The organism is Stenotrophomonas sp. 704A1 (assembly GCF_030549525.1).
Lineage (GTDB): Bacteria > Pseudomonadota > Gammaproteobacteria > Xanthomonadales > Xanthomonadaceae > Stenotrophomonas > Stenotrophomonas tuberculopleuritidis.
In genome coordinates this window covers 192,627-217,905 of sequence record NZ_CP130831.1, presented here as the reverse complement: position 1 = coordinate 217,905, position 25,279 = coordinate 192,627, and the positions used below count along the sequence as shown (strand labels likewise).

General features: G+C 68.3%; 20 protein-coding genes and 1 riboswitch. Of the genes, 12 read left to right on the top strand and 8 right to left on the bottom strand.

The window, feature by feature from the left end; all coding sequences use genetic code 11:
• The first annotated feature begins 85 nt into the window (after positions 1 to 85).
• Positions 86 to 517 (top strand): YkgJ family cysteine cluster protein, encoded by a 432-nt coding sequence (locus Q5Z10_RS00925; protein WP_019338515.1) that lies wholly within the window; start codon positions 86 to 88, stop codon positions 515 to 517.
• 32 nt (positions 518 to 549) lie between these two features.
• Here Q5Z10_RS00925 and Q5Z10_RS00920 read toward each other — a convergent pair whose 3' ends face one another.
• The 4 genes from Q5Z10_RS00920 to Q5Z10_RS00905 all read right to left on the bottom strand — a co-directional run bounded on the left by Q5Z10_RS00920 (position 550) and on the right by Q5Z10_RS00905 (position 6,061).
• A complete protein-coding gene (locus Q5Z10_RS00920; protein ID WP_303637490.1) occupies positions 550 to 1,440 on the bottom strand; it encodes an alpha/beta fold hydrolase in 891 nt (296 codons plus the stop codon).
• A 140-nt stretch (positions 1,441 to 1,580) separates the two neighbouring features.
• Positions 1,581 to 2,597, bottom strand: a complete 1,017-nt coding sequence (locus tag Q5Z10_RS00915) for a 3-oxoacyl-ACP synthase III (RefSeq protein ID WP_008264841.1) — start codon at positions 2,595 to 2,597, stop codon at positions 1,581 to 1,583.
• Between the two features lie 101 nt (positions 2,598 to 2,698).
• Entirely contained in the window at positions 2,699 to 3,016 is a 318-nt protein-coding gene (locus tag Q5Z10_RS00910; protein ID WP_303637489.1) for a DUF4156 domain-containing protein, read from the bottom strand.
• A 195-nt stretch (positions 3,017 to 3,211) separates the two neighbouring features.
• The gene (locus tag Q5Z10_RS00905; RefSeq protein WP_303637488.1) at positions 3,212 to 6,061 is read right to left on the bottom strand and encodes a M16 family metallopeptidase; all 2,850 of its coding nucleotides are present in this window, start codon (positions 6,059 to 6,061) and stop codon (positions 3,212 to 3,214) included.
• 405 nt (positions 6,062 to 6,466) lie between these two features.
• Here Q5Z10_RS00905 and Q5Z10_RS00900 point away from each other — a divergent pair, with 405 nt between their 5' ends.
• Positions 6,467 to 6,943, top strand: coding sequence for an XAC0231 family protein (locus Q5Z10_RS00900; RefSeq protein ID WP_303637487.1), 477 nt, complete (start codon positions 6,467 to 6,469; stop codon positions 6,941 to 6,943).
• A gap of 69 nt (positions 6,944 to 7,012) precedes the next feature.
• Positions 7,013 to 7,492 (top strand): tRNA (cytidine(34)-2'-O)-methyltransferase, encoded by a 480-nt coding sequence (locus Q5Z10_RS00895; protein ID WP_303637486.1) that lies wholly within the window; start codon positions 7,013 to 7,015, stop codon positions 7,490 to 7,492.
• A gap of 70 nt (positions 7,493 to 7,562) precedes the next feature.
• On the opposite strand, the gene Q5Z10_RS00890 is transcribed toward Q5Z10_RS00895, so the two are convergent.
• Positions 7,563 to 8,726, bottom strand: coding sequence for an acyl-CoA dehydrogenase family protein (locus Q5Z10_RS00890; RefSeq protein ID WP_303637485.1), 1,164 nt, complete (start codon positions 8,724 to 8,726; stop codon positions 7,563 to 7,565).
• Between the two features lie 223 nt (positions 8,727 to 8,949).
• On the opposite strand from Q5Z10_RS00890, the gene Q5Z10_RS00885 reads away from it, so the two are divergent.
• Positions 8,950 to 10,626, top strand: coding sequence for an electron transfer flavoprotein-ubiquinone oxidoreductase (locus Q5Z10_RS00885; RefSeq protein ID WP_303637484.1), 1,677 nt, complete (start codon positions 8,950 to 8,952; stop codon positions 10,624 to 10,626).
• 67 nt (positions 10,627 to 10,693) lie between these two features.
• Positions 10,694 to 11,095 carry a c-type cytochrome gene (locus Q5Z10_RS00880; RefSeq protein ID WP_303637483.1) on the top strand — a complete coding sequence of 134 codons (402 nt, stop codon included), beginning with the start codon at positions 10,694 to 10,696 and terminating at the stop codon, positions 11,093 to 11,095.
• Here the strand turns inward: Q5Z10_RS00880 and Q5Z10_RS00875 are convergent.
• Complete coding sequence (locus Q5Z10_RS00875) at positions 11,089 to 14,727, bottom strand: ATP-binding protein (protein WP_303637482.1); 3,639 nt, start codon at positions 14,725 to 14,727, stop codon at positions 11,089 to 11,091. The two genes, Q5Z10_RS00880 and Q5Z10_RS00875, sit on opposite strands and share 7 nt — an antisense overlap.
• A gap of 74 nt (positions 14,728 to 14,801) precedes the next feature.
• On the opposite strand from Q5Z10_RS00875, the gene Q5Z10_RS00870 reads away from it, so the two are divergent.
• The 7 genes from Q5Z10_RS00870 (at position 14,802) to pnuC (ending at position 23,614) form a co-directional block, all read left to right on the top strand.
• Positions 14,802 to 15,440 carry a response regulator gene (locus Q5Z10_RS00870; RefSeq protein WP_303637481.1) on the top strand — a complete coding sequence of 213 codons (639 nt, stop codon included), beginning with the start codon at positions 14,802 to 14,804 and terminating at the stop codon, positions 15,438 to 15,440.
• A gap of 351 nt (positions 15,441 to 15,791) precedes the next feature.
• The gene (locus tag Q5Z10_RS00865; protein WP_303637480.1) at positions 15,792 to 16,562 is read left to right on the top strand and encodes a hypothetical protein; all 771 of its coding nucleotides are present in this window, start codon (positions 15,792 to 15,794) and stop codon (positions 16,560 to 16,562) included.
• 108 nt (positions 16,563 to 16,670) lie between these two features.
• Positions 16,671 to 18,692: a peptidoglycan-binding protein gene (locus Q5Z10_RS00860; RefSeq protein WP_303637479.1), complete on the top strand. Its 2,022-nt coding sequence runs from the start codon at positions 16,671 to 16,673 to the stop codon at positions 18,690 to 18,692.
• A gap of 244 nt (positions 18,693 to 18,936) precedes the next feature.
• On the top strand, positions 18,937 to 19,344 hold the full coding sequence (locus Q5Z10_RS00855; RefSeq protein WP_303637478.1) for a glycine zipper 2TM domain-containing protein: 408 nt from the start codon (positions 18,937 to 18,939) through the stop codon (positions 19,342 to 19,344).
• A gap of 120 nt (positions 19,345 to 19,464) precedes the next feature.
• Positions 19,465 to 20,589 (top strand): phosphotransferase enzyme family protein, encoded by a 1,125-nt coding sequence (locus tag Q5Z10_RS00850; RefSeq protein WP_303637477.1) that lies wholly within the window; start codon positions 19,465 to 19,467, stop codon positions 20,587 to 20,589.
• Positions 20,590 to 20,689: 100 nt separating this feature from the next.
• A riboswitch (TPP riboswitch) is annotated at positions 20,690 to 20,785 on the top strand.
• Positions 20,786 to 20,855: 70 nt separating this feature from the next.
• Positions 20,856 to 23,033, top strand: a complete 2,178-nt coding sequence (locus Q5Z10_RS00845) for a TonB-dependent siderophore receptor (protein ID WP_303637476.1) — start codon at positions 20,856 to 20,858, stop codon at positions 23,031 to 23,033.
• A gap of 8 nt (positions 23,034 to 23,041) precedes the next feature.
• On the top strand, positions 23,042 to 23,614 hold the full coding sequence (gene pnuC, locus Q5Z10_RS00840; RefSeq protein ID WP_303637475.1) for a nicotinamide riboside transporter PnuC: 573 nt from the start codon (positions 23,042 to 23,044) through the stop codon (positions 23,612 to 23,614).
• Between the two features lie 55 nt (positions 23,615 to 23,669).
• Here the strand turns inward: pnuC and Q5Z10_RS00835 are convergent, their stop codons facing one another.
• Positions 23,670 to 24,089 (bottom strand): hypothetical protein, encoded by a 420-nt coding sequence (locus Q5Z10_RS00835; RefSeq protein WP_303637474.1) that lies wholly within the window; start codon positions 24,087 to 24,089, stop codon positions 23,670 to 23,672.
• 136 nt (positions 24,090 to 24,225) lie between these two features.
• Positions 24,226 to 25,200 carry a Dyp-type peroxidase gene (locus tag Q5Z10_RS00830; RefSeq protein ID WP_303637473.1) on the bottom strand — a complete coding sequence of 325 codons (975 nt, stop codon included), beginning with the start codon at positions 25,198 to 25,200 and terminating at the stop codon, positions 24,226 to 24,228.
• Positions 25,201 to 25,279 lie beyond the last annotated feature (79 nt).

Here is a 25,279-nt window from a genome sequence, read left to right as displayed (position 1 = left end):
ACGGAATTTCTTGCGCGGCGGCCCACTTCGTGGAAAATCCGCAGCCTCGTTCCCGATTCCGACTGCCGCCCGAGGCGGCGTGCCCATGCAACATCCCTGCATGACCTGCGGCGCCTGCTGCACCCAATACCGCGTGGCTTTCCACTGGATGGAATCGGACGAGGTCACCCCCGGCGGCGTGCCGCACCAGCTGACCGAGGTGCTCGATCCCCATCGCCTGTGCATGCGCGGCACCCACTCCAAGCCGGTGCGCTGCGTGGCGCTGGATGCGCAGATCGGCGTGTATTCGCGCTGCACGATCCACCCCAACCGGCCCAGCGTGTGCCGTGAAGTGGACGCATCGTGGGAGTACGGCAAGGCCAGCCCGCAGTGCGACAAGGCCCGTATCGCCTACGGCCTGGATCCGCTGACCCTGGCCGACTGGCGCTGGCGCGACGACGCGGACAACGACGACGACCATCCGGACGACAACGGCAACAGCCCGTCCTCGCCGCCGCAGGCCCCCATCGCGGCATAGTCCGGCGGGCCGACCCACGGTCGGCTCGGCCCTCAGAGCGGGTTCCTGTCCAGGAACGCGCGGATCTCCGGCACCAGCACTTCGTGCTTGTCTTCCAGCACGTAATGCCCGGCGTCCTCGAAGGCATGCACCTGTGCCTGCGGCAGCGCGGCCTGGAAGCCTTTCAGGAAGTGGTGATCGAACACGAAGTCACGCAGGCCCCACCCGATGAAGGCCGGTCGGTCGGCGAACGACGGCAGCGCCTTGCCGGCGCGCTCCAGCAGCGACCAGGCCTTGTCGGCCGGCGACAGCGGAATGTCCTGCATGAAGCGGATCGTGCTGATGCGGTTGGCGTAGCTGTTGTACGGCGACACATAGGCGCGGCGCACGTCGGCCGGCATCTTCCGCTCCACGCCCAGCCACGAGGCACCGGACGAGAACGCGTTGAAGCTGCGGATGATCCACTCGCCGATCGTCCAGTGGCGGCCCAGTGCGATCTGCCACGGCATCTTCTTCGCCGCCGGCATCGGGAACGAAGCGGTGTTGAGCACCACCAGGCGCTTGACCTGGTCGTGGTGCGACAGCGCCCAGCCGAAACCGATCATGCCGCCCCAGTCGTGCACGGCCAGGGTCACCGGGCCGGTGATGCCCAGGTGCTTGAGCAGCGCATCGAGGTCGTCCACGCGCGACTGCAGCGTGTACTCGTAGCGGCGGTCATCGGGCTTGTCCGACAGGCCCATGCCGATGTGGTCGGGCACGATGCAGCGGTACCTGTCCGACAGGCCGGCCACCAGCGTGCGCCAGTAATAGCTCCACGACGGATTGCCGTGCACCATCACCACCACCTCGCCGTCGCGCGGACCTTCGTCGAGATAGCTCATCGACAGGCCAGGGCGCACTTCGAAGCGCTGCGGGTGGGCGGGGTAACCGGGAAGATCGCGCATGCGGAGCACCTAAGGAGAGTCGCGGCGCAGTGTAGAGCCGAGCCGGTGCTCGGCTGCTCTCCGGTCCGCTGCGGAAGAGCCGCGCTGCGCGCGTGAGCCGAGCATGGCTCGGCTCTACAGGAGGTCGGGCAGCGGGCTGCTTACCAGACCACTTCAGCCATCGAGCAGTTCAGGCCGGAACCAATGCCCAGAAGCGCGATGCGGTCGCCCTTCTTCAGCTTGCCCAGCTGCTTGAGCTTGCTCAGCACGATCGGCACCGAGGCCGGGCCGATGTTGCCGTGCTCGCCGAAGATGGTCATGACCTTCTTCGGGTCGATGCCGAAATTCTTGATGAACGCAGCGGTGTGCGGCTGGCTGACCTGGTGGATGACGAACTGGTCCAGCTCTTCCACGGCCCAGCCGAGGGCGATCTTGGCGGCAGTGAAGGTCTTCTGCGCCAGCTTGATGCCTTCGATCAGCAGCAGGCGGGTGTCGGTGACCATGCGGTCCAGGTTGCCCAGGCACAGCTGGTTCCACTCGGTGGCCGAACGGGTCACGCCACCCTTGTAGCGCGGCGCGTCGGGCACCAGTTCCGAGCGCGCCATCACCATGGCCGCGGCACCGGAGCCGGTGGTCAGCGCCGCCAGCTCGTTGCGGAAATCGTCGGCGGTGACGTCCGGGGCGGTCATCCGCTCCAGGGTCTTCTCGTACACCAGGTTGGCGGTCTCGCCATCCACCACCAGCGCGTAGTCGATGTCGCCACGCTCGATCATGCGTGCCGCGATATCCATGCCGTTGATGAAGGCCAGGCAGGCGTTGGCAACGTCGAAGGTCATGCACTCGTCGCTGACGCCCAGGTTGCCGGACACGATCGACGCCGTGGACGGTTCCAGGTAGTCACGGCTGACCGAGGTGTTGACCAGCAGGCCGACCTGGGTCGCTTCGATGCCCGCGTCTTCCAGCGCCTTGCGGCCCGCCATGGTGGCTGCGTCGGACGCCAGGACGCCGTTGTCCCACAGGCGACGTGCGTGGATGCCGGCGATATCGCCGAGCACGTCGGTGCGGATGCCCAGGCGATCCAGCGTCGGCTGCAGCCGTTCGTTGATTTCCTTGGTCGTCAGCGTATGCGGCGCATCGACGTGTGCGAGGCCGGCGATCGAGACATTCTTGAAGAGCATCGAGGTTAGCGCCAAGGCTCAGGCAAAGGGGGCGCTATTCTATAACCCCCGGCCCTTCACCGCATCTTTACGGATTCAGCCTTGGCCGTATGGTGAAGGATTCAGCGCGGCGGGCACTGGAACGCCGCGAAGCGCTGGCTGCCATCGGCCGGTGCAGCGGCGGCCTGGACCGCATTGGCGCCGGTGCTGGGCGCCTCGTTGCGGGCCAGGGTTTCCAGCTCTTCCTGCACACGCAGCGGGTTGCGGTTGTAGAAACCGACCTTGCTCTTCACCGTCACCACCACCTCGCCCTTGGCGATGCAACCGGCCGGAACCGGGCCTGCCGGCAGCACGCGGGTCGCCTTGCCGGCCGGTTCGATCGGCACCCACGTACACGCGGTGACGGTGAGCAGCAGGGAGGACAGCAGCAGAACGCGCATGGGCAGATCCTGGAAGGGTATGGGGGGATTCTGCCTGAACAGCCTGAATCAGGGGTAGCCGGGCGATGCCCCAGTAGTGCCGGGCCATGCCCGGCGAGCGCGCGGCGCGGCATCGCCGGCCGCCGAAAAAGAACGCCGGGCGCGGCCCGGCGCTGCCACAGCAGGCCTGCCCGCCGGAGCGGGCAGGCACGTCCCTTATTTCTTCACCGGGTTGCCTTCGGCATCGATCACGGTCACCTCGCCCAGGTTCAGCGCGCGCACGGCCGCTTCGGTCTGCTTGAGGTCGCCCACCACCACCCAGGTCAGGGCCTGCGGCTTGATCTCGGCGGCAGCCTGCTGCACCTGGGCCGGGGTCATCGCCTCGATCTCGGCCTTGCGGCGCAGCACGTAATCATCCGGGCGCTTGAACTGCACGATGTTGCCGATGGTCGAAGCCACCGCAGCAGCCGTTTCGTACGCACCGGGCAGGCTCAGCGTCTGGATGTTGCGGATGCGCGCCACTTCGGCATCGGTGGCCGGCTTGCTGCCACTGGCGAACTCGGCGATTTCCTTGCGCATCTCCGCCATGGCCGGGCCGGTCTTGTCGATCTGCACCGGCGCCATCGCCATCCACGGGCGCTGGCCCACGGTGTTGCTGGCGCTGGTGCGGGCACCGTAGGACCAGTGCTTGTCCTCGCGCAGGTTCATGTTCAGGCGCGAGGTGAAGTCGCCACCAATCACGCCGTTGGCGATGTCGAAGCGGGTCGAGCCGGCATCGCTGGACGGCGCCACCACCTGGCCGGCGAACAGGTTGGCCTGCACCGCGCCAGGCTGGTCGATCAGGAACACGCGCGGGCGCTGCGGCAGCGCGACGGCCGTGGTGGCCTTGATGGTCGGCGCCTCACCGCTGGCCTTCCAGTCGCCCAGCTGCTTGTCCAGCAGCGGCACGATCTCGGCCAGGGTGGTATCGCCCACCACGATCAGCGTGCCGTCCTGCGGGCGCAGCCAGTCACGGTGGAAGTCCACCAGGTCCTCGCGGGCCAGGCTGGCGATGGCGGCTTCGTCGCCGCTGCCGGTGAACGGGATCGCGTACGGGTGGCCCTTGCCGTACAGCAGCGGCGGCAGCACCCGCATCGCCACCGCGCCCGGGTTGACCTTCTCCTGCTGGATGCCGGCGATCCAGCTCGCCTTGACCCGGTCGATCTCGCTCTGCTCGAAGCGCGGCTCACGCAGCAGGCTGGCATACAGCGCCAGCGACGGTGCCAGGTTCTCCTTCAGCGCCGACAGCTCCACCTCCACCGAATCCAGCCCGGCCGAGGCGTCCAGGCTCGCGCCCAGTGCGTCGGCGGCGTCGGCGAAGGCCAGCGAGCCCAGCTTGCCGGCGCCTTCGGTCATCAGGCTCATGGTGAAGTTGGCGGTGCCCGGCTTGCGGCCCTGGTCGGCGGTGAAGCCACCGGGGAACTGGTAGCTGAACTGCACCACCGGGATCTCATGGCGTTCGGCCAGCACCACCGTGGTGCCGTTCTTCAGCGTGGCGCGCTGCAGTGCCGGGAACTTCAGCTGCGGGAATTCGCGGGTCTGCGGCACGCCGGCCTTGCGGTCGACCTGCTCGGCCAGGGTGCTGTACTTCTTGTCCACGGCCGGCACGTTGAACGGCTTCGGCGCCTGCGACGGCTCTTCCTTCAGCGCGACACGCTCACCCGGTTCCACCACCAGGGTATGGCTTCCGGTGTCCAGCCACTGCGCGCCCAGGCGCTTGAGATCGGCGGCACTGGCCTTGTCGATGTTGGCCAGCGAGGTCCGGAAGCAGCCGGGGTCGCCGGTATAGACCGTGCACTCGGCCAGCGCGTCGGCCTTGCCACCGAAGCCGCCGATGCGCTCGATGCCGCGGATGAAACCAGCGCGGAAGCCGGTCTTGGCGCGCGCCAGCTCGTCGGCGGTCGGGCCTTCCTTGATCAGGCGGGCGATCTCCTCATCGATGATCTTTTCCACCTTGGCCGGATCCTGGCCCTGCTTCACCGTGGCCATCACCATGAAGTTGGAACCCAGCTGCGAGGCGTAGGCGCCGGCGCTGATGTTGTCCACCAGCTTGTCCTGGTGCTGCAGGCGCTGGCTCAGGCGCGAGGATTTGGCGCCGCCCAGCACCTGCGCCAGCAGCTGCAGCTGGTCGATGTCGGTGGTGCCGACCTGGGCCACGTTCCAGGCGCGATAGATGCGCGCCTGCGGCACCTTGTCGGTCATCACTTCGCGGGTATCGGCATCGCGCCTGGCCACGTCCACCTTGGGCTGCGCCATGCTCGGCCCGGCTGGAATGCTGCCGAAGTACCGGGTGACCTTTTCCTTGGCGGTGGCCAGGTCGATGTCACCGGCCAGCACCAGCACGGCATTGTTCGGGCCGTACCAGGTACGGAACCAGGTCTTGACGTCATCCAGCGATGCAGCGTTGAGGTCGTTCATCGAGCCGATGACGCTGTGGTGATACGGATGCCCGGCCGGATACAGCGCGCGGTTGAGCTTTTCCCACACCTGGCCGTAGGGCTGGTTCTCGCCCTGGCGCTTCTCGTTCTGCACCACGCCACGCTGTTCGTCCAGCGCGGCCTGGTCGATCGCGCCCAGCAGGTGGCCCATGCGATCGGATTCCATGAACAACGCCATGTCCAGCGCGGTGGTCGGCACGTTCTCGAAGTAATTGGTGCGGTCGGTGTTGGTGGTGCCGTTCTGGCCGGTGGCACCCACCTGCTTGAAGGGTTCGAAGTACTCGCCGTCGTGGTTCTCGCTGCTCTGGAACATCAGGTGTTCGAACAGGTGCGCAAACCCGGTACGGCCGGCCGGCTCGTCCTTGCTGCCGACGTGGTACCAGACATTGACCGCCACGATCGGCGCCTTGCGGTCGGTGTGCACCACCACGCGCAGGCCGTTGGGCAGGGTGAACTGCTCGAACGGGATATCCACCTTGCTGGGCGCGGCCGGCTTTGCCGCCAGCGCAGAGGTCGGCGCAAGCGTGCCGAGGGCGGTACTGAGGGCAACGGCGAGCAGGGCAGCGCGCGGGCGCAGGGCGAGAGACATATCCGGGTCCTTGGTCACGTAGGTGAATCCCGATCCTAGCGTGCGTGCAGCGTGCCCGGTATCGGCCACCAGTCACTGGGGGTGATCCGGCAAACGGGCCATCCGGCCCCGGCGTGCGGCGGTCACGTCTGCGGCAACGCGGCGTCCGGACAGTGTCCGCAGTACCGCGAATGGACAGGTGTCCGCCCTGCGGACACCTTCCGTCCGGCATAAAACCCTTGAAAATCAAAGATTAAAAGTTGGCACGCGGTTTGCTTTGTACTTCCTGCGCCAGGAAGGGCTTCAGACGAAACCTGACTGAAGACTGAACAAATGCACGGAATCAGAGATTTTCCTTGCATCCCCAGAACTGGTGTTCTACCTTACTACCACACCACTGCTCACCAACACTAAACAGGCCCCGTCATGAACACCAAGACCATTGCCATCGCCATCGCCCTGATTGCCGGCACCGCGGTTGTTTCGTCGGTGCAGGCCTCCACCCCCATCAAGACGCTGGACACCGTCCAGGTCCGCCCGGCCGCCGACCAGCTGGCCCAGCAGGCCTGGGAACAGGCCAGCGGCATCCCGACCCTGGCCACCGTGGAAGTGCGCCCGAGCGCCGACCAGCTGGCCGAGCGCAACGGCTACGTCGCCGCCCCGGTGGCTGCCGCGATGCCGATCACCACCCTGGCCTCGGTGGAAGTGCGCCCGAGCCTGGAACAGCGCGTCGCCCTGGCCGCCGAGCTGGAAGCCCAGCGCTACGCCGCCACCCTGGCCGCCGCCGCCACCAGCGTCGCCAACACGGTGATCGTCAACCTGCCGGCCCTGCAGGTGCGCCCGAGTGCTGCCGACCTGCAGGTGCTGGCCACCGAGACCGCCCAGGTCCTGCTGCGCCCGTAACCGGTGCCGCCCTGCCCCGCGCAGGGCGTGCGCCGTAAAGGCGGCGGTCGTCGCAGGTACACTGCGCCGATGAATGCCGCGCCCCAGTTCCACGTGATCCTGTTCCAACCGGAAATCCCGCCCAACACGGGCAACGTGATCCGGCTCTGCGCCAACACCGGCGCGCAGCTGCATCTGGTCGAGCCGCTCGGCTTCGCACTGGAAGACAAGCAGCTCAAGCGCGCCGGGCTGGACTACCACGAGTACTCGCGCCTGCAGGTGCACCCCGACCTGGACACCGCGCTGGCGCGGATCGCACCGAAGCGGTTGTTCGCCCTGAGTACGCGTGCCAGCGTCCGCTACGACAGCGTGGCGTTCGACGACGGTGATGCCTTCCTGTTCGGCCCGGAAAGCCGCGGCCTGCCGCAGGAGGTGCTGGATGCCCTGCCCGATGGCCACCGGCTGCGCCTGCCGATGCGGCCGGACAACCGCAGCCTCAACCTGTCCAACACCGTTGCGGTGGTGATGTACGAGGCGTGGCGCCAGCACGGGTTTGCCGGCGGCGCGTAATCCACGCCCCACCGCCCTGCCGACCCGGGTCGGCAACGGCCCGTGGATCCACGCCCTGCGTGGATGGCACTCAGAACGCGTTGATGCCGGTCAGTTCGCGGCCGATCACCAGCTGGTGCACGGTCTCGGTGCCTTCATAGGTGATCACCGATTCCAGGTTCAGCGCGTGGCGGATCGCCACGTGCTCGGTGGTGATGCCGGCCCCGCCCAGCAGATCGCGGCATTCGCGGGCGATGTCGATGGCCATGCGGCAGTTGTTCCACTTGGCCAGGCTGACCTGCTGCGGCTGCAGCTGGCCGGCTTCCTTCAGGCGGCCCAGCTGCAGCGCCAGCAGCTGCGCGGTGGTGATGCGGCGGGCCATTTCAGCCAGCTTGATCTGCGCGCTCTGGGTCGCGGCCAGCGGGCGGCCGAACAGCACGCGTTCCTTGGCATAGCCCAGCGCTTCATCCAGGCAGGCGATGGCCGAACCGATCGGCCCCCAGCTGATGCCGAACCGGGCCTGGGTCAGGCAGCCCAGCGGCCCCTTCAGGCCCTTCACGTTGGGCAGGCGGTGGCTGTCGGGCACGCGCACGTCATCGAAGTACAGCGCGCCGGTGAGCGAGGCGCGCAGGCTCATCTTGTGCTTGATCTCCTGCGTGGTGAACCCGGCCATGCCCTTCTCCAGCACGAAGCCCTGGATACCGTCCTCGGTCTGCGCCCAGACAATGGCCAGATCGGCCACGGGACCGCTGGTGATCCACATCTTGCTGCCGTTGATCCGCCAGTCGTCGCCATCGCGCACCGCGCGGGTCTTCATGCTGGCCGGATCGGAACCGCCGTGCGCCTCGGTCAGGCCGAAGCAGCCGATCAGCTCGCCGCGTGCCATCGCCGGCAGCCACTGCCGGCGCTGTTCCTCGCTGCCATAGGCATAGATCGGGTACATGCACAGCGAGCTCTGCACCGAGACGAAGCTGCGCAGGCCTGAATCGCCGCGCTCCAGTTCCTGGCAGATCAGGCCATAGCTGACCGCACCGAGGTCGCCGCCGCCATACTCGGCCGGCAGCGTGGCGCCCAGCAGGCCCAGCGCTGCGATTTCCGGCACCAGTTCGGACGGGAAGCGGGCCTGGTCGAAGGCATCACCGATGATCGGCAGCACGCGCTCGTCAGTGAAGCGGGCCACGCTCTCCTGCACCGCACGCTCTTCCTCGCTGAGCAGGGAACGGACATCGAACAGATCGTACGGATGCAAAGCCATGGCACTCACGCGCAGTCAGGACCAGGCCATTGTCGGTCATTCGGCGCTCCGACATTACGCTGCACTGCAGCAAACGCGGTGTGAACAGCGTCGATCTAGCTCGATCACGCGCAGCCCGGTACCCTGACACATTCAAACAACCGTTTCGCCCGTGGCCGCACGCGCGATTCCCAGGCACCGCCGGTGGCCCCGATGCCGGCCCTACCCACGAGTCATGCAATCGATGAGCGCTGAAGCCAACGCCCTGCCCCCGCGTGAAGTAATGGAATTCGACGTGGTGATCGTCGGTGCCGGCCCGGCCGGCCTGGCCACCGCGATCCGCCTGCGCCAGCGCGCGATCGAAGCCGGTCGCGAGTTGTCGGTGTGCGTGCTGGAAAAGGGCTCCGAGCCGGGCGCGCACGTGCTGTCCGGCGCGGTGATGGACCCGCGCGCGCTGACCGAACTGTTCCCGGACTGGGCCGAGCGCGGCGCACCGCTGAAGCAGAAGGTCACCCGTGACGAATTCCTGTTCCTCAGCGAAACCGGCGCCCGTACCACCCCGCACGCCCTGCTGCCGGAGTGCTTCCACAACGAAGGCAACTACATCATCAGCCTGGGCGAAGTCACCCGCTGGCTGGCGCAGCAGGCCGAAGCGCTGGAGGTGGCGATCTTCCCCGGTTTCGCGGCCGCCGAAGTGCTGTACGGCGACGACGGCGCGGTGATCGGCGTGGCCACCGGCGACATGGGCATCGAGAAGGACGGCAGCGTCGGCCCGGCGTTCGAGCGCGGCATGGCCCTGCACGCGAAGTACACCGTGTTCGCCGAAGGCGCGCGCGGCCACCTCGGCCGCCAGCTGATCGCCCGCTACAGACTGGACGAAGGCAAGGATCCGCAGGCCTACGGCATCGGCATCAAGGAACTGTGGCAGATCGACCCGGCCAGGCATGAGCCGGGCCTGGTGGTGCACGCCGCGGGCTGGCCGCTGGACAGCGACACCTACGGCGGTGCGTTCCTGTACCACGCCGACGGCGGCAAGGTCGCCATCGGCTATGTGGTCGGCCTGGACTACAGGAACCCGTGGCTGAGCCCGTTCGAGGAATTCCAGCGCTTCAAGACCCATCCGTCCATCCGCAGGCACCTGGAAGGCGGCACCCGCATCGGCTACGGCGCGCGTGCGATCACCGCCGGTGGCCTGCTGTCGCTGCCGAAGACCGTGTTCCCGGGTGGCGCGCTGGTCGGCTGCGAGGCCGGCTACCTCAACGCCAGCCGCATCAAGGGCAGCCACGCCGCGATCAAGACCGGCATGCTGTGCGCCGACGCCGCCTTCGACGCCCTGGTCGCTGACCGCCAGCACGACGAACTCAGCGCCTATCCGGCCGCGTTCGAAACCAGTTGGCTGCATGACGAACTGAAGCTGTCGAAGAACTTCAAGCAGTGGTTCAAGAAGGGCCAGACCGTGGCCACGCTGATGACCGGCATCGAGCAGTGGCTGCTGCCCAAGCTGGGCGTGCGCAATCCGCCGTGGACCCTGCGCCACAGCACCCCGGACCACGCCTGCCTGGAGCCGGCATCGAAGCACACCCGCATCGCCTACCCCAAGCCGGATGGCGTGCTGACCTTCGACCGCCTCAGCTCGGTGTTCCTCAGCAGCACCAATCACGACGAGAACCAGCCCAGCCACCTGACGTTGAAGGACGCCAGCATTCCGGTGACGGTGAACCTGGCCGAATACGCGGGCCCGGAGGCACGTTACTGCCCGGCCGGCGTGTACGAGTTCGTCGGTGAGGCCGACAACGCGCGGCTGCAGATCAACGCGCAGAACTGCGTGCACTGCAAGACCTGCGACATCAAGGACCCGACCCAGAACATCGTCTGGGTGACGCCGCAGGGCGGCGGCGGCCCGAACTATTCGGGCATGTGATCGGCCCCCGGGCTGCGACCGCCGGTCGCAGCCCGGCACGCTGCACCCCCGGTTATCCTGCCCGGCCATGCGCGCCTTTTCCCTGCTCCCTGCCCTGGCCATCGCACTGGCCGCCAGCGCATGCCAGCGCCCGCCGGCAGCGCCTGACACACCGGAACAGGCGCGTCAGCAGGCCATGCAGCAGGCCTTCGAACTGTGTGCCGGCTGCCACACCGTCAAGGCAGGCGGCATCCACCGCTACGGGCCCAACCTGCATGGGGTGATCGGCCGCCGCGCCGGCAGCCTGCCCGACTACGCCTACTCGCAGGGCATGCGCCGCGCCGATATCGTCTGGAGCGCGCAGACCCTGGACAGCTTCCTGCAGTCACCGACCCATGTGGTGCCCGGTACCCGCATGTACAACGCATTCCCCAGCCCGCAACGGCGCGCGCTGGTGATCGCCTACCTGCAGGAACACGCGGCTCAGTGAGCCAGGCGGTGCAGCTGCTGCTGCAGGGTCACCACGAACGCGGCGGCATCGGCCAGCGCAGGCGCCCGCTCCGCAGCGGCGGCCGCCTGCAGGCGCTCGACCAGTCCATTGGCGCGCGCAGCCAGGCCGCGCGCGCCGACCGCACCCAGCGCACCGGCCTGACGATGCAGATGCGCGGCGGCGGTGACGTGGTCGCCGGCCTGCAGCGCGCGCTGCAGCACCGCGATGTCCTCGGTGCTGGCCTTGAGCAGGCTGTCGCGCAGCTGCAGGGCAACATCGCGCGAACCGAAGCGCCGCTGCAGTGTCGCCAGGTCGGGCAGCTCCGCGCCGTCGCCGTCGCCGTCGCCGTGGTCACTGCCGCCGCCGTCACCGGCATTGTCAGCGGTGCTGTCAGCGGCGGCCGCCACGCTGCGGCCTTCGGTACGCGGCAACCAGCGCAGCAGCGCCTGGCGCAGCGTGGCCAGCGACAGTGGCTTGGCCAGCACGTCGTCCATGCCGGCTTCGCGGCAGCGGCGTGCATCGTCATCCAGCACGCTGGCGGTCAGCGCCAGCACCGGCAGCCGCGCCTGGCCGTTGCGGCCCTCGCGCTCGCGCAGCAGGCGGGTGAAGCCGAATCCGTCCAGCACCGGCATCCGGCAATCGGTGATGACCAGATCGAAGGACTCCTGCGCCAACCGGTCCAGCGCCTGCTGTCCATCGTCCACCAGCACATGCGGCACGCCCAGCTGCTGCAGGCGCCAGGCCATCATGGCCTGGTTGGTGGGGTGGTCCTCGATCACCATCACCCGTGATTGGCGCAGGTCCACCGGAAGCAGCGCGGTCTGCTCCTGCTCGGACTGCAGCGCCGCTACGTCTTCGCTGCGCGCCTCGATCAGCGACAGCAGCACCTCGACCCGGGTGCCCACACCGAGCGTGCTTTCCAGCCGCAGCTCGCCGCCCATCTTCTGCACCAGCCTACGGCAGATGCTCAGGCCCAGCCCGGTGCCGCCATGATCACGCTGGATGTAGGCACCGGCCTGGGTGAACGGTTCGAACAGGGTGGGCAGATGCTCGGGCGCGATACCGATGCCGGTGTCGACCACGCTCAGGCGCAGCGGCTGGCTGCCATCGTCCGCGCTCGGACCCAGCACTTCCAGCTGCAGCCGTACCGATCCCTGCAGGGTGAACTTGATGGCATTGCTGACCAGGTTGAACACGATCTGGCGCAGGCGTACACCGTCCACCTCATGGGCCTGGGCCAGCTGCGGATCGATCTCCAGCTGCAGCTCCAGGCCCCGCGCCGCGGCCTGCGCCGACAGCAGCCGGTGCACGCCTTCCAGCAGCGGGCGCACCGGCAGCGGCACCGGTTCCAGGCGCAGTGCACCCGCCTCCATCCGCGAGTAGTCCAGGATGTCATCGAGGATCTGCCGCAGCATCTGCGCCGAGTCCTCGATCACGCCGAGAATGCGCTGCTGTTCGGCATCCAGCGGCGAATGCGCCAGCACTTCCAGCATGCCCAGCACGCCACTCATCGGCGTGCGGATCTCGTGACTCATGGTGGCCAGGAACCGCGACTTGGCCGCCGCTGCCTGCTCCGCTTCGACCTTGGCCGCCGCCAGCGCATCGGCTTGCGCCCGCGCCTGGCTCACGTCCACCCAGTAGCCGCTCCAGGTCACCGCACCGGCCTCGGTGGAATACGGATGCGCCTGGCTGCGCACCCAGCAGGGCGGCCCATCGCCGCGGTGGATGCGGAACTCGAAGGACAGCGGTGCGAAGTTGCGCGCGGCCTGCTCGATGGCCAGCAGCACCTGTTCGCGGTCATCGTCATCGATGCGCGCCAGCAGGACCTGCGCATCGGCTTCGGCCTGCTGCGGGCTGATCCCGAACATCGCCTGCACGTCGCCGGCGATGAAGGGGAAACTCAGGGTGCCGTCTGCTTCACGGCGGGCCTGGTAGACGATGGCCGGCAGGTTGTCGGTCACTTCCGCCAGCCGCTGTTCCAGCACGCGGCGGCCGGCCACCTCGCGGCGCAGGCGCCAGTGGCCCACGCCGTGCACCACCATGCCGGTGGCCAGGATCAGCAACAGCGGAATGCCCCAGCGCAGCAGCGTGTCCCAATCCATGCCGTCGCGGTACTCCACCGACAGCCAGTCGCCCTGCAGGGCCTCGCGCCTGCGCGGGCCCAGCTGCAGCAGCAGGCGGTCGAAGGTGGTGGCAAGCGCAGCATGGCGGCGCTCCACCGCCAGGGCCAGCTGGTCATTGAAACCCGCGGGGGCGGCCAGCTGCAGGCGACCGGGGAAGCGGTTGCGCAGCAGCTGGTCGACCAGCGCCAGGTTGCCCACGTAGGCATCGGCCTCGCCATCGGCCAGCCGCTGCAGCGCCTGCTCGGTACTGCGCGCGGCGATGATCCTGGCCTGCGGCGCCTGCTGCTGGATGTAGCCGCGCACCCGCTCCGGATCGGACAGCAGCACGCGCTTGCCCTGCAGGTCCGACAGGCCCAGCATCGAAGGGCTGTCATGGCGGGTGACGATCACGTTGGGCACGGTGATGAAGGGCTGGCTGAACACCCATTCCGGTCCCAGGTAGCGCGAATCGGCGGGGATGCCCATCACCGCCTGCAGCTGGCCGCTGCGGGCCTTCTCCCGCACCTCGTACCAGTCATGGCTGGATTCGACCTGGAGGTTGGCGCCCGCCTGCATCAGCCGCTGCAGGTATTCATTGGCCAGACCGCTCGGCTTGCCGTCCTCGTCGGCAAACGACAGCGGCGCGGCATTGGGCGCGAAGCCGATCTTCAACGGCTGCTGCAGCACGCGCTTCTCGGCCTGGCTGAGCGCCAGCTGCGCCGACGCCGACCATTTCGGCGGAGGCAGCCAGCGCTGCGCCAACGCATCGCGCTGGGCCTGGCTGGTGGCGGCCAGCGCAAGGTCCAGTGCTTCCGACAGCGGCTGCTTGCTGTTGGGCACACCGAAGTGAAGCCGTTCCGGCGGCAGGTCGCTGGGACGCAGCAGCACCACGCCCTGCAGACGCGCGCTGGCGATCAGCTCGGTGGCCACATAGGCATTGCCGATGAAAACGTCGGCTTTGTCGTCTCTGACCATACGCAGCGCACTCAACGTGTCTTCTGCGACAAGCTGGCGTGCGCGTGGGAATCGCGCGCGCACCTGCGGGGCGGTCATGAAGTCCTGCTCGATCACCACGCGCAGCCCGTCCAGGTCCGGCATCTCCGAGGCACGCAGGTCCTGCGGGCGCCCGACCATGGCCAGCGGGGCCTCGGCATAGGCGGCGGTGTAGACCATGCAGCGGGTGCGCTCGGCGCTGAGCGCGATGTTCATCACTACGTCGATCTCGCCGCGGCATGCCGCATCCAGCACGGCTGGCCAATCAGGATAGCGGCGGGTCTCGATGCTCAGGCCGAGCTGACGGGTGAGAAGCGACAGGTAATCCGGGCCGAGGCCGACCTGCGTGCCGTCATGAATCGACTCGAACGGCGGCCAACCGCTGTCATACTGTCCGACGACGACAACAGGATGTGCAGCCAGGTAGTCGCGCTGGAGGGGGCTCAGCGGCAACGGACCCGGCGCCGGCTGGGCGGCGGCCGCCCAGCCCAGCAGGGTCATCAGCAGGATCACGCCACGCACGGCCCAGCTGCCCATCTGCGACGATCTCCTGGAAGTCCTGCCAGGGACCGCGACGGTCGCGGTCCGGCGTGCCGGTGCCATACTAGAGCATGACCTTGCGCATCATCATCGCAGACGATCACCCCGTGGTCCGCATCGGAACCCGCGCCGTCATCGAATCCAGCGGGGTCGGCAGGGTCGTCGGCGAGGCCGACAACGCCCAGGCGCTGATGGCGCTGCTGAAGAGCCAACCCTGCGACCTACTGGTCACTGACTATTCCATGCCCGGCAGCGTCCAGGCCGATGGCTTCGCCATGATCGGCATGATCCGCCGCCACCATCCGGACCTGCCGGTGCTGATGCTCAGCGTCTCCAACAACCTGGCCATCCTGCGCATGGTGCTCGACAGCGGGGTCCTCGGCCTGGTCGACAAGAGCTCGTCGATGGACGAGCTGCCGCAGGCCATCCAGGCGGTCTACCGGGGCCAGTCCTACATCAGCCGCAGCCTGCGTGAACGGGTCGAGCAGGCCGGCAGCTGGCGCATGCGCGAGGGCGATGGCAAGCCGCTGTCGCCGCGCGAAGTGGAAGTGCTGCGTCTGCTCGGCACCGGCATGACGGTGAAGGAGATCTCGCTGCAGCTGCACAAGAGCGTCAGTACCATCAGCCGGCAAAAGGGCGATGCCATGCTCAAGCTGGGGCTGAAGGGTGACGCCGAGCTGTTCGACTACCTGCGCGACGGCAAGATCTGAGACCGCGATCACAGTGGCGGATGCCCCGCGGGCGCCCCCTTTGATCGCTGGGCCATCTGTGCCATCATCAAGGGCGATGGGTTGTTCTTGCGAGGTCGAAGGAATCGACCGGCCCCTCACGACACTCCGCCTGGCCGGGGTGTTTCCTGCGTTGGCTTTCCTGCCCGACGCCCGCAATCCATGGAGAGGTGCATGTTGATTCTTCCCCCGTTCCGATCGGTCCGCGCGCAACCACGCCTGTGTGCGGGCGTCGCCTGCCTGCTCGTTTCGCTGCTTGCCAGCGCATGCTCCCCTTCGACCTCGACCGCGTCACCACAGGGCGCCCCCGCGCCACGACAGGATGTTGCCCCGATGCAGAGCTCCCCTACGCCCGCCGCCGCCGCAACGCCGCCCGATGCCGGCAGCGTGCTGTACTTCATCTACGACGTCGATGGCGACGGTGCCGTCTCCTATGAAGTCGCCAACGGCAGCGTCGCCTCGTTCTGGTTCGGCCATGCCTTTGAACTGGCCGGCACCCGCTACTACACCGGCTTTGCCTGGAACACGCCGCAGAAGTTCGGCAAGCCCGGCGAAGACGACGTCGGCCCGGACAGCCGGGTCACCCTCACCGAAGCCACCTTCACCCAGACCGGCGACAAGCCGGACCGTCCGTGGGTGCTGAAGGGCGCCGAGCGTTCGATCGGGTCGGTCGGTGCCTATGGCACGGCGCCGGAGATCGACAGCAAGCGCAAGCCGCAGGAATACCGCACCCCGGCCGGCAAGCTGGTGCTGGCGGTGCCGACCAGCACCTTCGCCACCGGCACCAGCGTGGAAAGCTACACGGTGCTGGTGTTCAACCCCGACTATGAAAAAACCGAGGACGGACAGGTCTGGAGCAGCCTCGGCACGATCATCACCGGCGAAGACAACTCGGCCGCCTGCGACGAGGGCCAGGTGATGCCGTGCGTCAGCAGCCAGGGCGCGCTGTCCTTCAGCGCCGGCGCCGGCAGCGACCTGCCGACCCTCACTGTCACCCCGTCCGGCACCACCGTCTCCGGCCCGGGCCAGACCCGTGCACTGGGTACGGGCGACGCCGTGCACTACACCTACGACGCAGCCACCAAGGCCTACGTCCAGAAGTAACCGGTTCGTTTACGCAGCACCTGTTGACCGACATGTTGATGACTCACGGATGAGTCCGGTTGGCGTATCGCGGCATCGCGCCGCTCCATCAACCCCAGAGGAAATGTCATGGCACAACGTGACTACAGCAAAAAGGAAGTTCTCGACATCATCGAGCAGGTCGCACAGCGCAAGGGCATCCCGAGCGAGGATTTCCTGCGCTTTGCCCACATCGAGACCGGTGGCCGCTTCGACGAGCGTGCGCACAACGACAGGACCGATGCCAAGGGCCTGTTCCAGTTCCTGCCGTCGTCGGCGCGCCAGTACGGCCTGAGCGGCCATGAGTACGACCCGACCCGCAATACCGAAGCGGCCGCGGAGATGTTCAAGCGCAACCTGGCGGACATGGAAAAGCGCCATGAGCGTACCGGGCACCCGTACCTGTCCGGCGAAGCCACGCCGACCGGCCTGGACCTGTACCTGGCCCACCAGCAGGGTGCGGCCGGCTATGGCTCGGTGCAGACCGCGATCGCCACCGGTACCTTCGGCGTGGTCCGCGACGGCCGCGGCAACCCGATCGACATGCGCCCGCGCATCATGGGCCAGATCGGCAGCGACGTCGAAGCGTTGACCGGCCATACCCGTGCCGAGATGCGCACGATGAACGATCGTGACCTGGCCAGTACCTTCGCCCAGTACTACGACCGCAAGTACGATGCGATCAGCATTCCGGAGAAGAACATCGCGCCGATCAGCGAGGCGCAGGCGCGCCCGGCCCCGGTGCAGGCAGCGCCGGCACAGCCGGTGACCCCGGCGGCGCAGGCCGCTGTGGCGGCCGGTGCGGCCACCGTGGCCGCCACTGCCGCCGCCGCCAATCAGGATGCGCCGGGTATCTCGCTGGAGGCCGCATACAACGCCGGCGTGAAGTACGACAACGTCAAGTACGCCATCAACATTGAATCCAGCCGGTACTACCGGGGCAACGGCATCACCGGCAAGAACGTCGACCAGGGCTACATCGATTGCTCCGGCTGGGTCGGCACGATGCTCAACAAGACCCAGGACGAGATCAACCAGAAGGCCGGCCGCGCCGTCTTCACCGATGCCGACAAGATCAAGCTGGGCTTCGCCGGCTCGGGCGGCATCGTGCATGACGCGTACAAGGACTCGGGCGTACTGCTCAAGCGCGACGACATCCTGGTGCCGGGCGCGCTGAAGGAAGGCATGGTCATCGGCCTGGATACCGCCAGGACCAAGCACGAGCACTGGAACGGCATCGACCACATCGTGATGGTGGTGCGCGACCCGAACACCGACAAGCTGCTGATCAGCCAGTCCACCGGCAGGCTGGGCGTGCATACCATGCCGGTGGAGGATTACCTCAAGCAGGTCAAGGACAACCCCGACTGGAAACTGTTCGCCTCCGACCCGCTGCACCAGGCGCGCGACCTGCTGGAGAACCGCAGCCAGCAGCAGGACCAGGCACAGGCCAGGGGCGCGGCCGGAGCAGCACCGACGGCGCAGGACAAGGCGCCGACCGGCAACGAGATCCACAGGCACGGCGCGCACAACGAAAGCGTACGCAGGGCGCAGGAAGACCTGGGCCACCTGGGCTATGTGGGGGCCGATGGCAAGCCGCTGGTCGAGGACGGCCGGCTCGGCCGCAATACCGAGGCCGCGGTGCGCCAGCTGCAGAAGGACAACGGCCTGACGGTGGACGGCATCATCGGTCCGAAGACCCTGGAAGCGATCAAGGACGCACGTGAGCGTCCGCTGCTCAACGACGAGCGCCACCCGCAGAACCCGATGTACAACCAGGCGGTGACGGGCCTGGAAGGCCTGCCGGCCGGCACCTTCAAGGACCGGCATGCACTGGAGGCCGCCGCCGCCGCGCTGACCCGGGAAGCCCAGGCCAGCGGCATGCAGCGCATCGATGCGGTGGTGCCGAGCAGCAACGGCGAGCGGATCTTCGCCGTACAGGGCACCGCCGGCGATCCGGCCGCCTGCCGCGCTGCGGTGGAAACCCGCGCGGCCAGTGAGCAGAGCCTGGCGTTCAGCAGCGGCGCGGTGCACGGTGCACCCAATGTGCTCCAGCAGCAGGACGCCCAGCAGGAGCAGGTGAAGCAGGCCCAGCGCAGCATGGGTCACTGAACCCCTCCGGCAGGCAGGCAAAGGGGCCGCGCAGTGCGCGGCCCTTTTTCCTTTCTGGCAGCTGAGCGGCGGGCGCGCTTTCAGCCTTGCTTCATGCCGCCTGCCGCTAGATGAATGCGCACGCCGCACGGGCGCCCACGCAATGTTCCGGCAATGTCCGGATCCCAGCGTGGAACCCACGGCAGCCGGGGCGCCCCGCGCCCTCCCTGCCCACCGTGGCATGCACCTCACAGGAGAACCCAACATGCTCAGCACTTCCGCACCCAGCTTCCGTGGACTGGCGATGGCCCTGGCACTGCTTGCCGGCATGGCCGTGGTCAGCGATGCCAGCGCGATGTCGAGGAAGGACAAGCGCACCGTGGTCGGTGCCGTCGTCGGCGGCGTGGCGGGCCACCTGATCTCCAACGGCGACCCGGCGGCCACCGTGGGTGGCGCCGTTGCCGGCGGCGCCATCGGCAACCTGACCACGTCCGACCGCCACGACCGCCGCTATGACGGGCGCTACGACCGTCGCTATGACCGTCGCTATGACCGTCGCTACGACCGTGGCTACCACCGCGGCTACGGCTACGATCGCGGATACGACCGGCGCTGGCAGCGCGACCACGATCGCCGCTACTACCACGATCGCGGCCGCCATCGCGGCTGGTAAGGCGCACAGCGCGCGCAGCAGCCCGGGCGGGCGGGTCCATGACCCGCCCGTTTGCGTCTGTGCCGCGCATGGCGTTGAATGCGCAGCCTCGGATGTTCCTTGGCAACCAGCGGCCGTGGCATGACTTCTTCCCTTCATCGCGTGCAGGGCCTCAACAACGACGAGGTCGCCGCCGACTGGCCGCCCATCGTCGCGGCCGACATCGCCGCGCTGCGGGCGCAGTTCCCGCAGCTGGCCATGAACGCCCAGCCGCGCTGGCACAGCCCGCGGCCGTTGTCTGCCGCCGCCCTGGTCGATGGCGTGCAGGGCCTGCTGTTCCTCAAGCGCCACCACCGCAGCGTGCGCAGCGCGGCTGTCCTGGAAGAAGAGCATCGTTTCATCGCGCACCTGGCGGCGGCGGGCCTGCCGGTGGCCTCGGTGCTGGCCGCCCGCAGCGGCCACACCACGATCGAACACGGGCCGTGGACCTACGAGCTGCACGCGCTGGCTGCCGGTGACGATCTGTACCGCGATGCCGCCTCGTGGACCCTGCTGACCGACACCGGGCAGGCGCGCGCGGCCGGGGCCATGCTGGCCCGCCTGCACCGCGCGGCGTCCGGCCATCGCGCGCCGCAGCGCAGCACCCATCTGCTGGTGGCACGCGATGACCTGATCCGTGCCGACGATCCCATCGCCGCGCTGAAGGCCGACCTCGGCCAGCGGCCGGGCCTGGCCCGCTATCTGGCGCGCATCCCCTGGGAAGCGCAGCTGCGGCGCGATGTGCTGCCGTGGCACAGCGGCCTGGCCGCACGCCTGCGCGACGAGCCACGGCTGTGGGCCCACAACGACTGGCATGTCTCCAACCTGCTCTGGCAGCACGGCACGGTCAGCAGCGTGCTGGATTTCGGGCTGGCCTCTCCCACCAGCGCAGTGTTCGACCTTGCCACCGCGATCGAACGCAACGCGGTGGCGTGGCTGGAACTGGAGCGCGGCGCCGATGCGGTGCGCATCGACGTGGCATTGGCCCTGCTGGACGGCTACCGCCAGGTGCTGCCGCTGTCGTCCGCGCGCGTGCACCTGCTGGCCGACCTGCTGCCGATCGTGCACTTCGACTTCGCACTGTCCGAAGTGGAGTACTTCGAGGGCATCACCGGCTCGACCGCCAATGCGGATGTGGCCTGGCAGCCGTTCATGCTCGGCCATGCGGCCTGGTTCCGCACCGCGCCGGGACAGGCGCTGCTGCAGGCGCTGCACGCGGCGGCGTGAATCCGGCGCCGCGGACTGCGCGGGGCGCGCGGCGGATCGACGCCAGGCGTCGCCTGAAGGGTGCCGGCTCGCAAATCCGTACCATTTGTAGTGAAATGGTCACCTGAAGCGGGGGTGCCTGGATCTGCCAGGCTGAGAGAGTCCCTTGGAACCTGATCCGGTTTGCACCGGCGTAGGGAGCTTTGAGCCACAGCCACACCCCCGTTCCGGGCCGGTGCAGCTGCGCGCCGTCGCTTCGTCTCCCTTGTTGTCTGAAGACGAATCGAATGAACCGTTCCCTGCGCCCCACCCTGCTCGCTGCCGCCCTCTGCGCCGCTCTGCCGTTGCATGCCAGCGACCTCGACAGCAGTACCGCCGACACCCCGCGCACGCCCACCGAGCTGGCCGCCGTGCGCGTGCAGGCCGGCAGGCCGGCTGCCGATACGTCGCGCGTCAATGCCTTCGGTGGCGGATCGTGGAAGGACACCCCGGCGTCGGTGAACGTGCTTGAACGCGATTACCTGGACCGTCGCCAGGTACGCTCGCTGTCCGAGCTGGCCAGCAATGACGCCTCGCTGGGCGATGCCTATGCGCCGGTCGGCTACTACCAGAACATCGCCATCCGCGGCTTCGCGCTGGACACCGCCACCGGCTACCGCTTCAACGGCCTGTCCATCGCCGGCGAGCAGCGGCTGGCGCTGGAGAACGTGCAGGCGGTGGAGATCCTCAAGGGTGAAGCCGGCCTGGCGGCCGGGGTGATGGCACCCGGTGGCATCATCAACTACATCGGCAAGCGGCCGGCCGAGGTGCGCACGGTCACCCTGGGCACCGATTCGGAAGGCTCGCGCTATGCCGCAGTCGATGTCGGCCACTGGATCACCCCGCGCTTCGGCGTGCGCCTGAACGCTGCATGGGATGCGTCCGATTCCTACGTCGAGCATGCCGATGGCCGCCGCAACTTCTATTCGCTGGCCGCCGACTGGCTGATCGGCGAGCGCGGCAAGCTGGAGGTGGATGCCAATTACCAGACCAGTTCGCAGCGCTCGGTCTCCGGCTACCAGCTGCTCGGCGCACGCGATCTTCCGCGCGGCGTCGACCGCGAATTCCTGCTCGGCTTCCAGCCGTGGCAGCGCCCGGTGGATATCGCCAGCACCAACATCACCGCGCTGCACACCTACGACTTCAACGACGCCTGGCAGTCGCGCGTGTCGGTCGGCCACAGCCGTTCGGTGATCGATGACAACGTGGCCTTCGCCTATGGCTGCTACTACGCCACGCAGTGCGCCGATGGCAGCGTACCGGGCAACTACTTCGCGCCCAATGGCGACTACGATGTCTACGACTACCGCAGCCCGGACGACACCCGGCGCAACCAGCAGGCACGCGCCGAGCTGCGCGGCCGCTTCCAGACCGGCAGTGTCGGCCACCAGCTGACCGTCGGTGCCGACTACTTCCGCCGCACCGTCGACAAGCGCCCCAGCGTCAACGAGTACGTCGGCACCAGCAACATCCACGATGCACAGGTGCCAGTGTTCGCGCCGTCGCCGCTGATGCCGGGCCTGTCCGCGCGGCGCCTGGACAGCCGTCAGACCGCCGTGTTCGCACTGGACCGGATCAGCTTCGGCGACGATTGGCAGTGGCTGGCCGGTGGCCGCTTCGTGCGCCTGGACGAACGTGCCTACGACAAGCGCGGCACCCCGCAGCGGCACAGCCGCCTGTCGCGCTTCCTGCCGCAGACCGCCGTGGTGTGGAAGGCGACCGACCAGCTCAATGCCTACGCCAGCTACGTGCGCGGCATTTCGCTGGGCCAGGAAGCGCCGTTCTGGACCAGCAACGCCGATACCTTCCTGCCGTCGGTGCAGTCGCGGCAGCTGGAAGTGGGCGTGAAGTACGTGCCGGTCGAGGCGCTGACCCTGGGGGCGGCGGTGTTCCGCATCTCGCAGCCCTACCAGTACGCCAAGCCAGACAGCAGCGATGTCGGCTACACCTTTGTCGAAGAAGGCACGCAGACCCACAGCGGCCTGGAGCTGACCGCCAACGGCCAGCTGACGGACGCGCTGCAGATCGTGGCCAGCGCCAGCGTGCTGCAGGCGCGCGCACGCGATACCGGCACGCCCACCCAGGAAGGCCATCAGCTGGTGAACGTGCCGAAGGTGCGCGCCAGCGTGCACCTGGCCTACGCGCTGCCGTTCGTGCAGGGCCTGGACGTGACCGGTGGCTGGCGCTATGCCGGCGCCAACGTGGCACGCGCCGACGGTGGCGTGCGCGCCCCGGACTACTCGGTGTTCGATGCCGGCCTGCGCTTCCGGCATCGCCTGCACGACCGTGCGGTGACCTGGAACCTGTCGGTGGACAACGTGTTCAACCGCTTCTACTGGCGCGATACCGGCAGCAGCGGCGGTGACTACTACCTGTTCCCCGGCGCACCGCGACAGGCCCGCCTGTCGGTGACGTTCGCGCTGTGAGCGGGGCAATGCTCGAGTGGAGCGCCGCGCTGTGCAGCATCCTCGGCGTCTGGCTGATGGCCCGGCGCCGGCTGGTCGCGTGGCCGGTGGGCCTGCTGTCGGTGACGCTGTACGGGCTGGTGTTCGCCGAAGCCAAGCTGTACTCGGACACCCTGCTGCAGGTGATCTTCGGCGGCTTCCTGGTCTATGGCTGGTTGAACTGGCGCCAGCATGCGGCCGAAGAAGGCAGCATCCGCATCGTGCCACTGGCGCGCGGCACGCTGCTGCGCGACCTTGCCATCGGCGTGAGTGGTGGTCTGGCCCTGGGTGCGGTCATGCACAGCTTCACCGACGCCGCGCTGCCTTGGCTTGATGCCCTGCTGACCGGGCTGAGCCTGGTCGGGCAGTGGTGGCAGGCACGCCGGCACGCGGCCTGCTGGTGGGTGTGGATCGCAGTGGACGTGGTGTATGTCGGCGCCTACCTGTTCAAGTCGCTGCACGTGACCGCCGCGCTGTACGTGTTCTTCCTCGGCCTGGCCGTGTTCGGCCTGCGCGCCTGGCGTGCGGCCGCGCGCGAACCGCAGGCGGCCCACGCCCGGTAGCGCCGGGCCATCATGCCCGGCGAATGCCGCAGCGCCGCCTGCGCGGGACGCCGATCTACCGGGGCGCCAGCACCAGGCCCAGCCTTAGCGGCTGGCGCATGTCGGCCGGCGGTGCTGCCTGCAACGGCGCGGCCTGCAACGTCGCGCGCAGGTCGGCGTCGACCTGCGCGTCGCCCAGGCTGACGAACTCCAGCTTCGAGATGCGACCGTCCACCCCGATCCACACGCTCACCGGCAACGGCGTCGGCGTGTCCGGGTGTGCCTGCAGCCATTCCAGCACGCGCTGCGCCTGCGGGTCCTGCTCCTGCTGCAGGCGCTGCTGCAGTTGACCGCCCACGGCGGCGGCATAGGCCATCCAGTGCGCAGGGGCGTCCTGCGCGGAAACGCTGGCACTCCCCAGTGCCAACGCCCCGAACATGGCGGCCAGCGGCCGCCACCAGCGACGTGCGCCGCTCCTGTTCCCGGTCCTGGCCATCGCCTGCCTCCTGCACTCCCATCCAGCGCGCCATGGTGGGCGCCCTAGATGACAGGCAGATGGCGGGCGCTGGCGCCGCACCCGGCGTGGCTGCTCCGCGCGCTCTCCACGCCCCGTCGATGCAGCGCGTGGGGAGCTACCCGCCCAGGTCGGCCAGCACCTTGCGCGCAGGCGCGAAGAAAGTCACGCCGGTGGTGGCGGTGGAGAAATCGAGGATGCGGTCGTGCAGCGGCGCGGGATTGCCGATGAACATGCGCTCGAGCATCTGCTCGATCACCCACAGGCGGCGGGTGTAGCCGATGAAGTAGGTGCCGTACTCACCACGGCCCGGATTGGCGAACGGCATGTTGTCGCGCAGGATCTCGTGCTCGCCGTCGGCGTCTTCGATGGTGCACAGGGTCTTGTGCGATTTCTGCGCATCGGCCGGCGCATCATCCAGCTCGATGTTGTCGTGCTTGGTCCGGCCGATGATCGCCTCCTGCGCCTCGGTCTTCTGCGCGCGCCACGCGTCGAGGTTGTGCAGGTACTTCTGCACCACCACGTAGCTGCCGCCGGCATGCGCGGGATCTTCCTCGCCCACGATCGTGGCTTCCGGCAGCGCCAGTCCTTCCGGGTTGGCGGTGCCATCGACGAAGTCGAGCAGGTCGCGGCCATCGAAGTAGCGGAAGCCGGCCACCTCATCGACCGTCTCCACCGCATCGCCAAAGGCCATCAGCAGGTTACGCTCGAACGCCACGATCAGATCCTGGGTGCGTGCACGGATGTGGTACAGCAGGTCACCGGGCGTGGACACGGCGGTGTGGGTCGCGCCCTTGATCTCGCGGAACGGGGCCAGCTCGCGCGGCGGCGTGCTGCCGACCAGCGATTGCCAGACGCGGTGGCCGATGGCCACGTTGCAGGTGAAGGTGCGCTCGATGTCGCGGATGGCGGTGTTCTTGATCAGGTCGTCGGTACTGCCCAGCACCTCGCGCACCTTCGCCAGCGATGCCGCATCGTCCTTCACCGTCAACACCAGGAACGCCGCCGAATGGGTCAACGGCGCGGTGATCTGCTGCGGTTCGTTGTCGAGCGTGTGGTTGAGCGCGGTGATAGGTGCGGGCTGGGAGTTCACGACGGTTCCTGCGGGCTTGAGGCGGGCGCATCGCGCGGCGCGATGTGCGGCGATCATAGCGGAACGCTCCTGCAGTGGA

Excerpts from the sequence above, each read along its gene's own strand:
- Q5Z10_RS00850 (WP_303637477.1), top strand. The coding sequence starts at position 19,465 with ATGACTTCTTCCCTTCATCGCGTGCAGGGCCTCAACAACGACGAGGTC.
- Q5Z10_RS00905 (WP_303637488.1), bottom strand. The coding sequence starts at position 6,061 with ATGTCTCTCGCCCTGCGCCCGCGCGCTGCCCTGCTCGCCGTTGCCCTC.
- Q5Z10_RS00835 (WP_303637474.1), bottom strand. The coding sequence starts at position 24,089 with ATGGCCAGGACCGGGAACAGGAGCGGCGCACGTCGCTGGTGGCGGCCG.
- Q5Z10_RS00860 (WP_303637479.1), top strand. The coding sequence starts at position 16,671 with ATGGCACAACGTGACTACAGCAAAAAGGAAGTTCTCGACATCATCGAG.
- Q5Z10_RS00895 (WP_303637486.1), top strand. The coding sequence starts at position 7,013 with ATGAATGCCGCGCCCCAGTTCCACGTGATCCTGTTCCAACCGGAAATC.
- Q5Z10_RS00870 (WP_303637481.1), top strand. The coding sequence starts at position 14,802 with ATGACCTTGCGCATCATCATCGCAGACGATCACCCCGTGGTCCGCATC.
- Q5Z10_RS00865 (WP_303637480.1), top strand. The coding sequence starts at position 15,792 with ATGCAGAGCTCCCCTACGCCCGCCGCCGCCGCAACGCCGCCCGATGCC.
- pnuC (WP_303637475.1), top strand. The coding sequence starts at position 23,042 with ATGCTCGAGTGGAGCGCCGCGCTGTGCAGCATCCTCGGCGTCTGGCTG.
- Q5Z10_RS00915 (WP_008264841.1), bottom strand. The coding sequence starts at position 2,597 with ATGCTCTTCAAGAATGTCTCGATCGCCGGCCTCGCACACGTCGATGCG.
- Q5Z10_RS00910 (WP_303637489.1), bottom strand. The coding sequence starts at position 3,016 with ATGCGCGTTCTGCTGCTGTCCTCCCTGCTGCTCACCGTCACCGCGTGT.
- Q5Z10_RS00880 (WP_303637483.1), top strand. The coding sequence starts at position 10,694 with ATGCGCGCCTTTTCCCTGCTCCCTGCCCTGGCCATCGCACTGGCCGCC.
- Q5Z10_RS00845 (WP_303637476.1), top strand. The coding sequence starts at position 20,856 with ATGAACCGTTCCCTGCGCCCCACCCTGCTCGCTGCCGCCCTCTGCGCC.
- Q5Z10_RS00925 (WP_019338515.1), top strand. The coding sequence starts at position 86 with ATGCAACATCCCTGCATGACCTGCGGCGCCTGCTGCACCCAATACCGC.
- Q5Z10_RS00890 (WP_303637485.1), bottom strand. The coding sequence starts at position 8,726 with ATGGCTTTGCATCCGTACGATCTGTTCGATGTCCGTTCCCTGCTCAGC.
- Q5Z10_RS00875 (WP_303637482.1), bottom strand. The coding sequence starts at position 14,727 with ATGGGCAGCTGGGCCGTGCGTGGCGTGATCCTGCTGATGACCCTGCTG.
- Q5Z10_RS00920 (WP_303637490.1), bottom strand. The coding sequence starts at position 1,440 with ATGCGCGATCTTCCCGGTTACCCCGCCCACCCGCAGCGCTTCGAAGTG.
- Q5Z10_RS00900 (WP_303637487.1), top strand. The coding sequence starts at position 6,467 with ATGAACACCAAGACCATTGCCATCGCCATCGCCCTGATTGCCGGCACC.
- Q5Z10_RS00855 (WP_303637478.1), top strand. The coding sequence starts at position 18,937 with ATGCTCAGCACTTCCGCACCCAGCTTCCGTGGACTGGCGATGGCCCTG.
- Q5Z10_RS00885 (WP_303637484.1), top strand. The coding sequence starts at position 8,950 with ATGAGCGCTGAAGCCAACGCCCTGCCCCCGCGTGAAGTAATGGAATTC.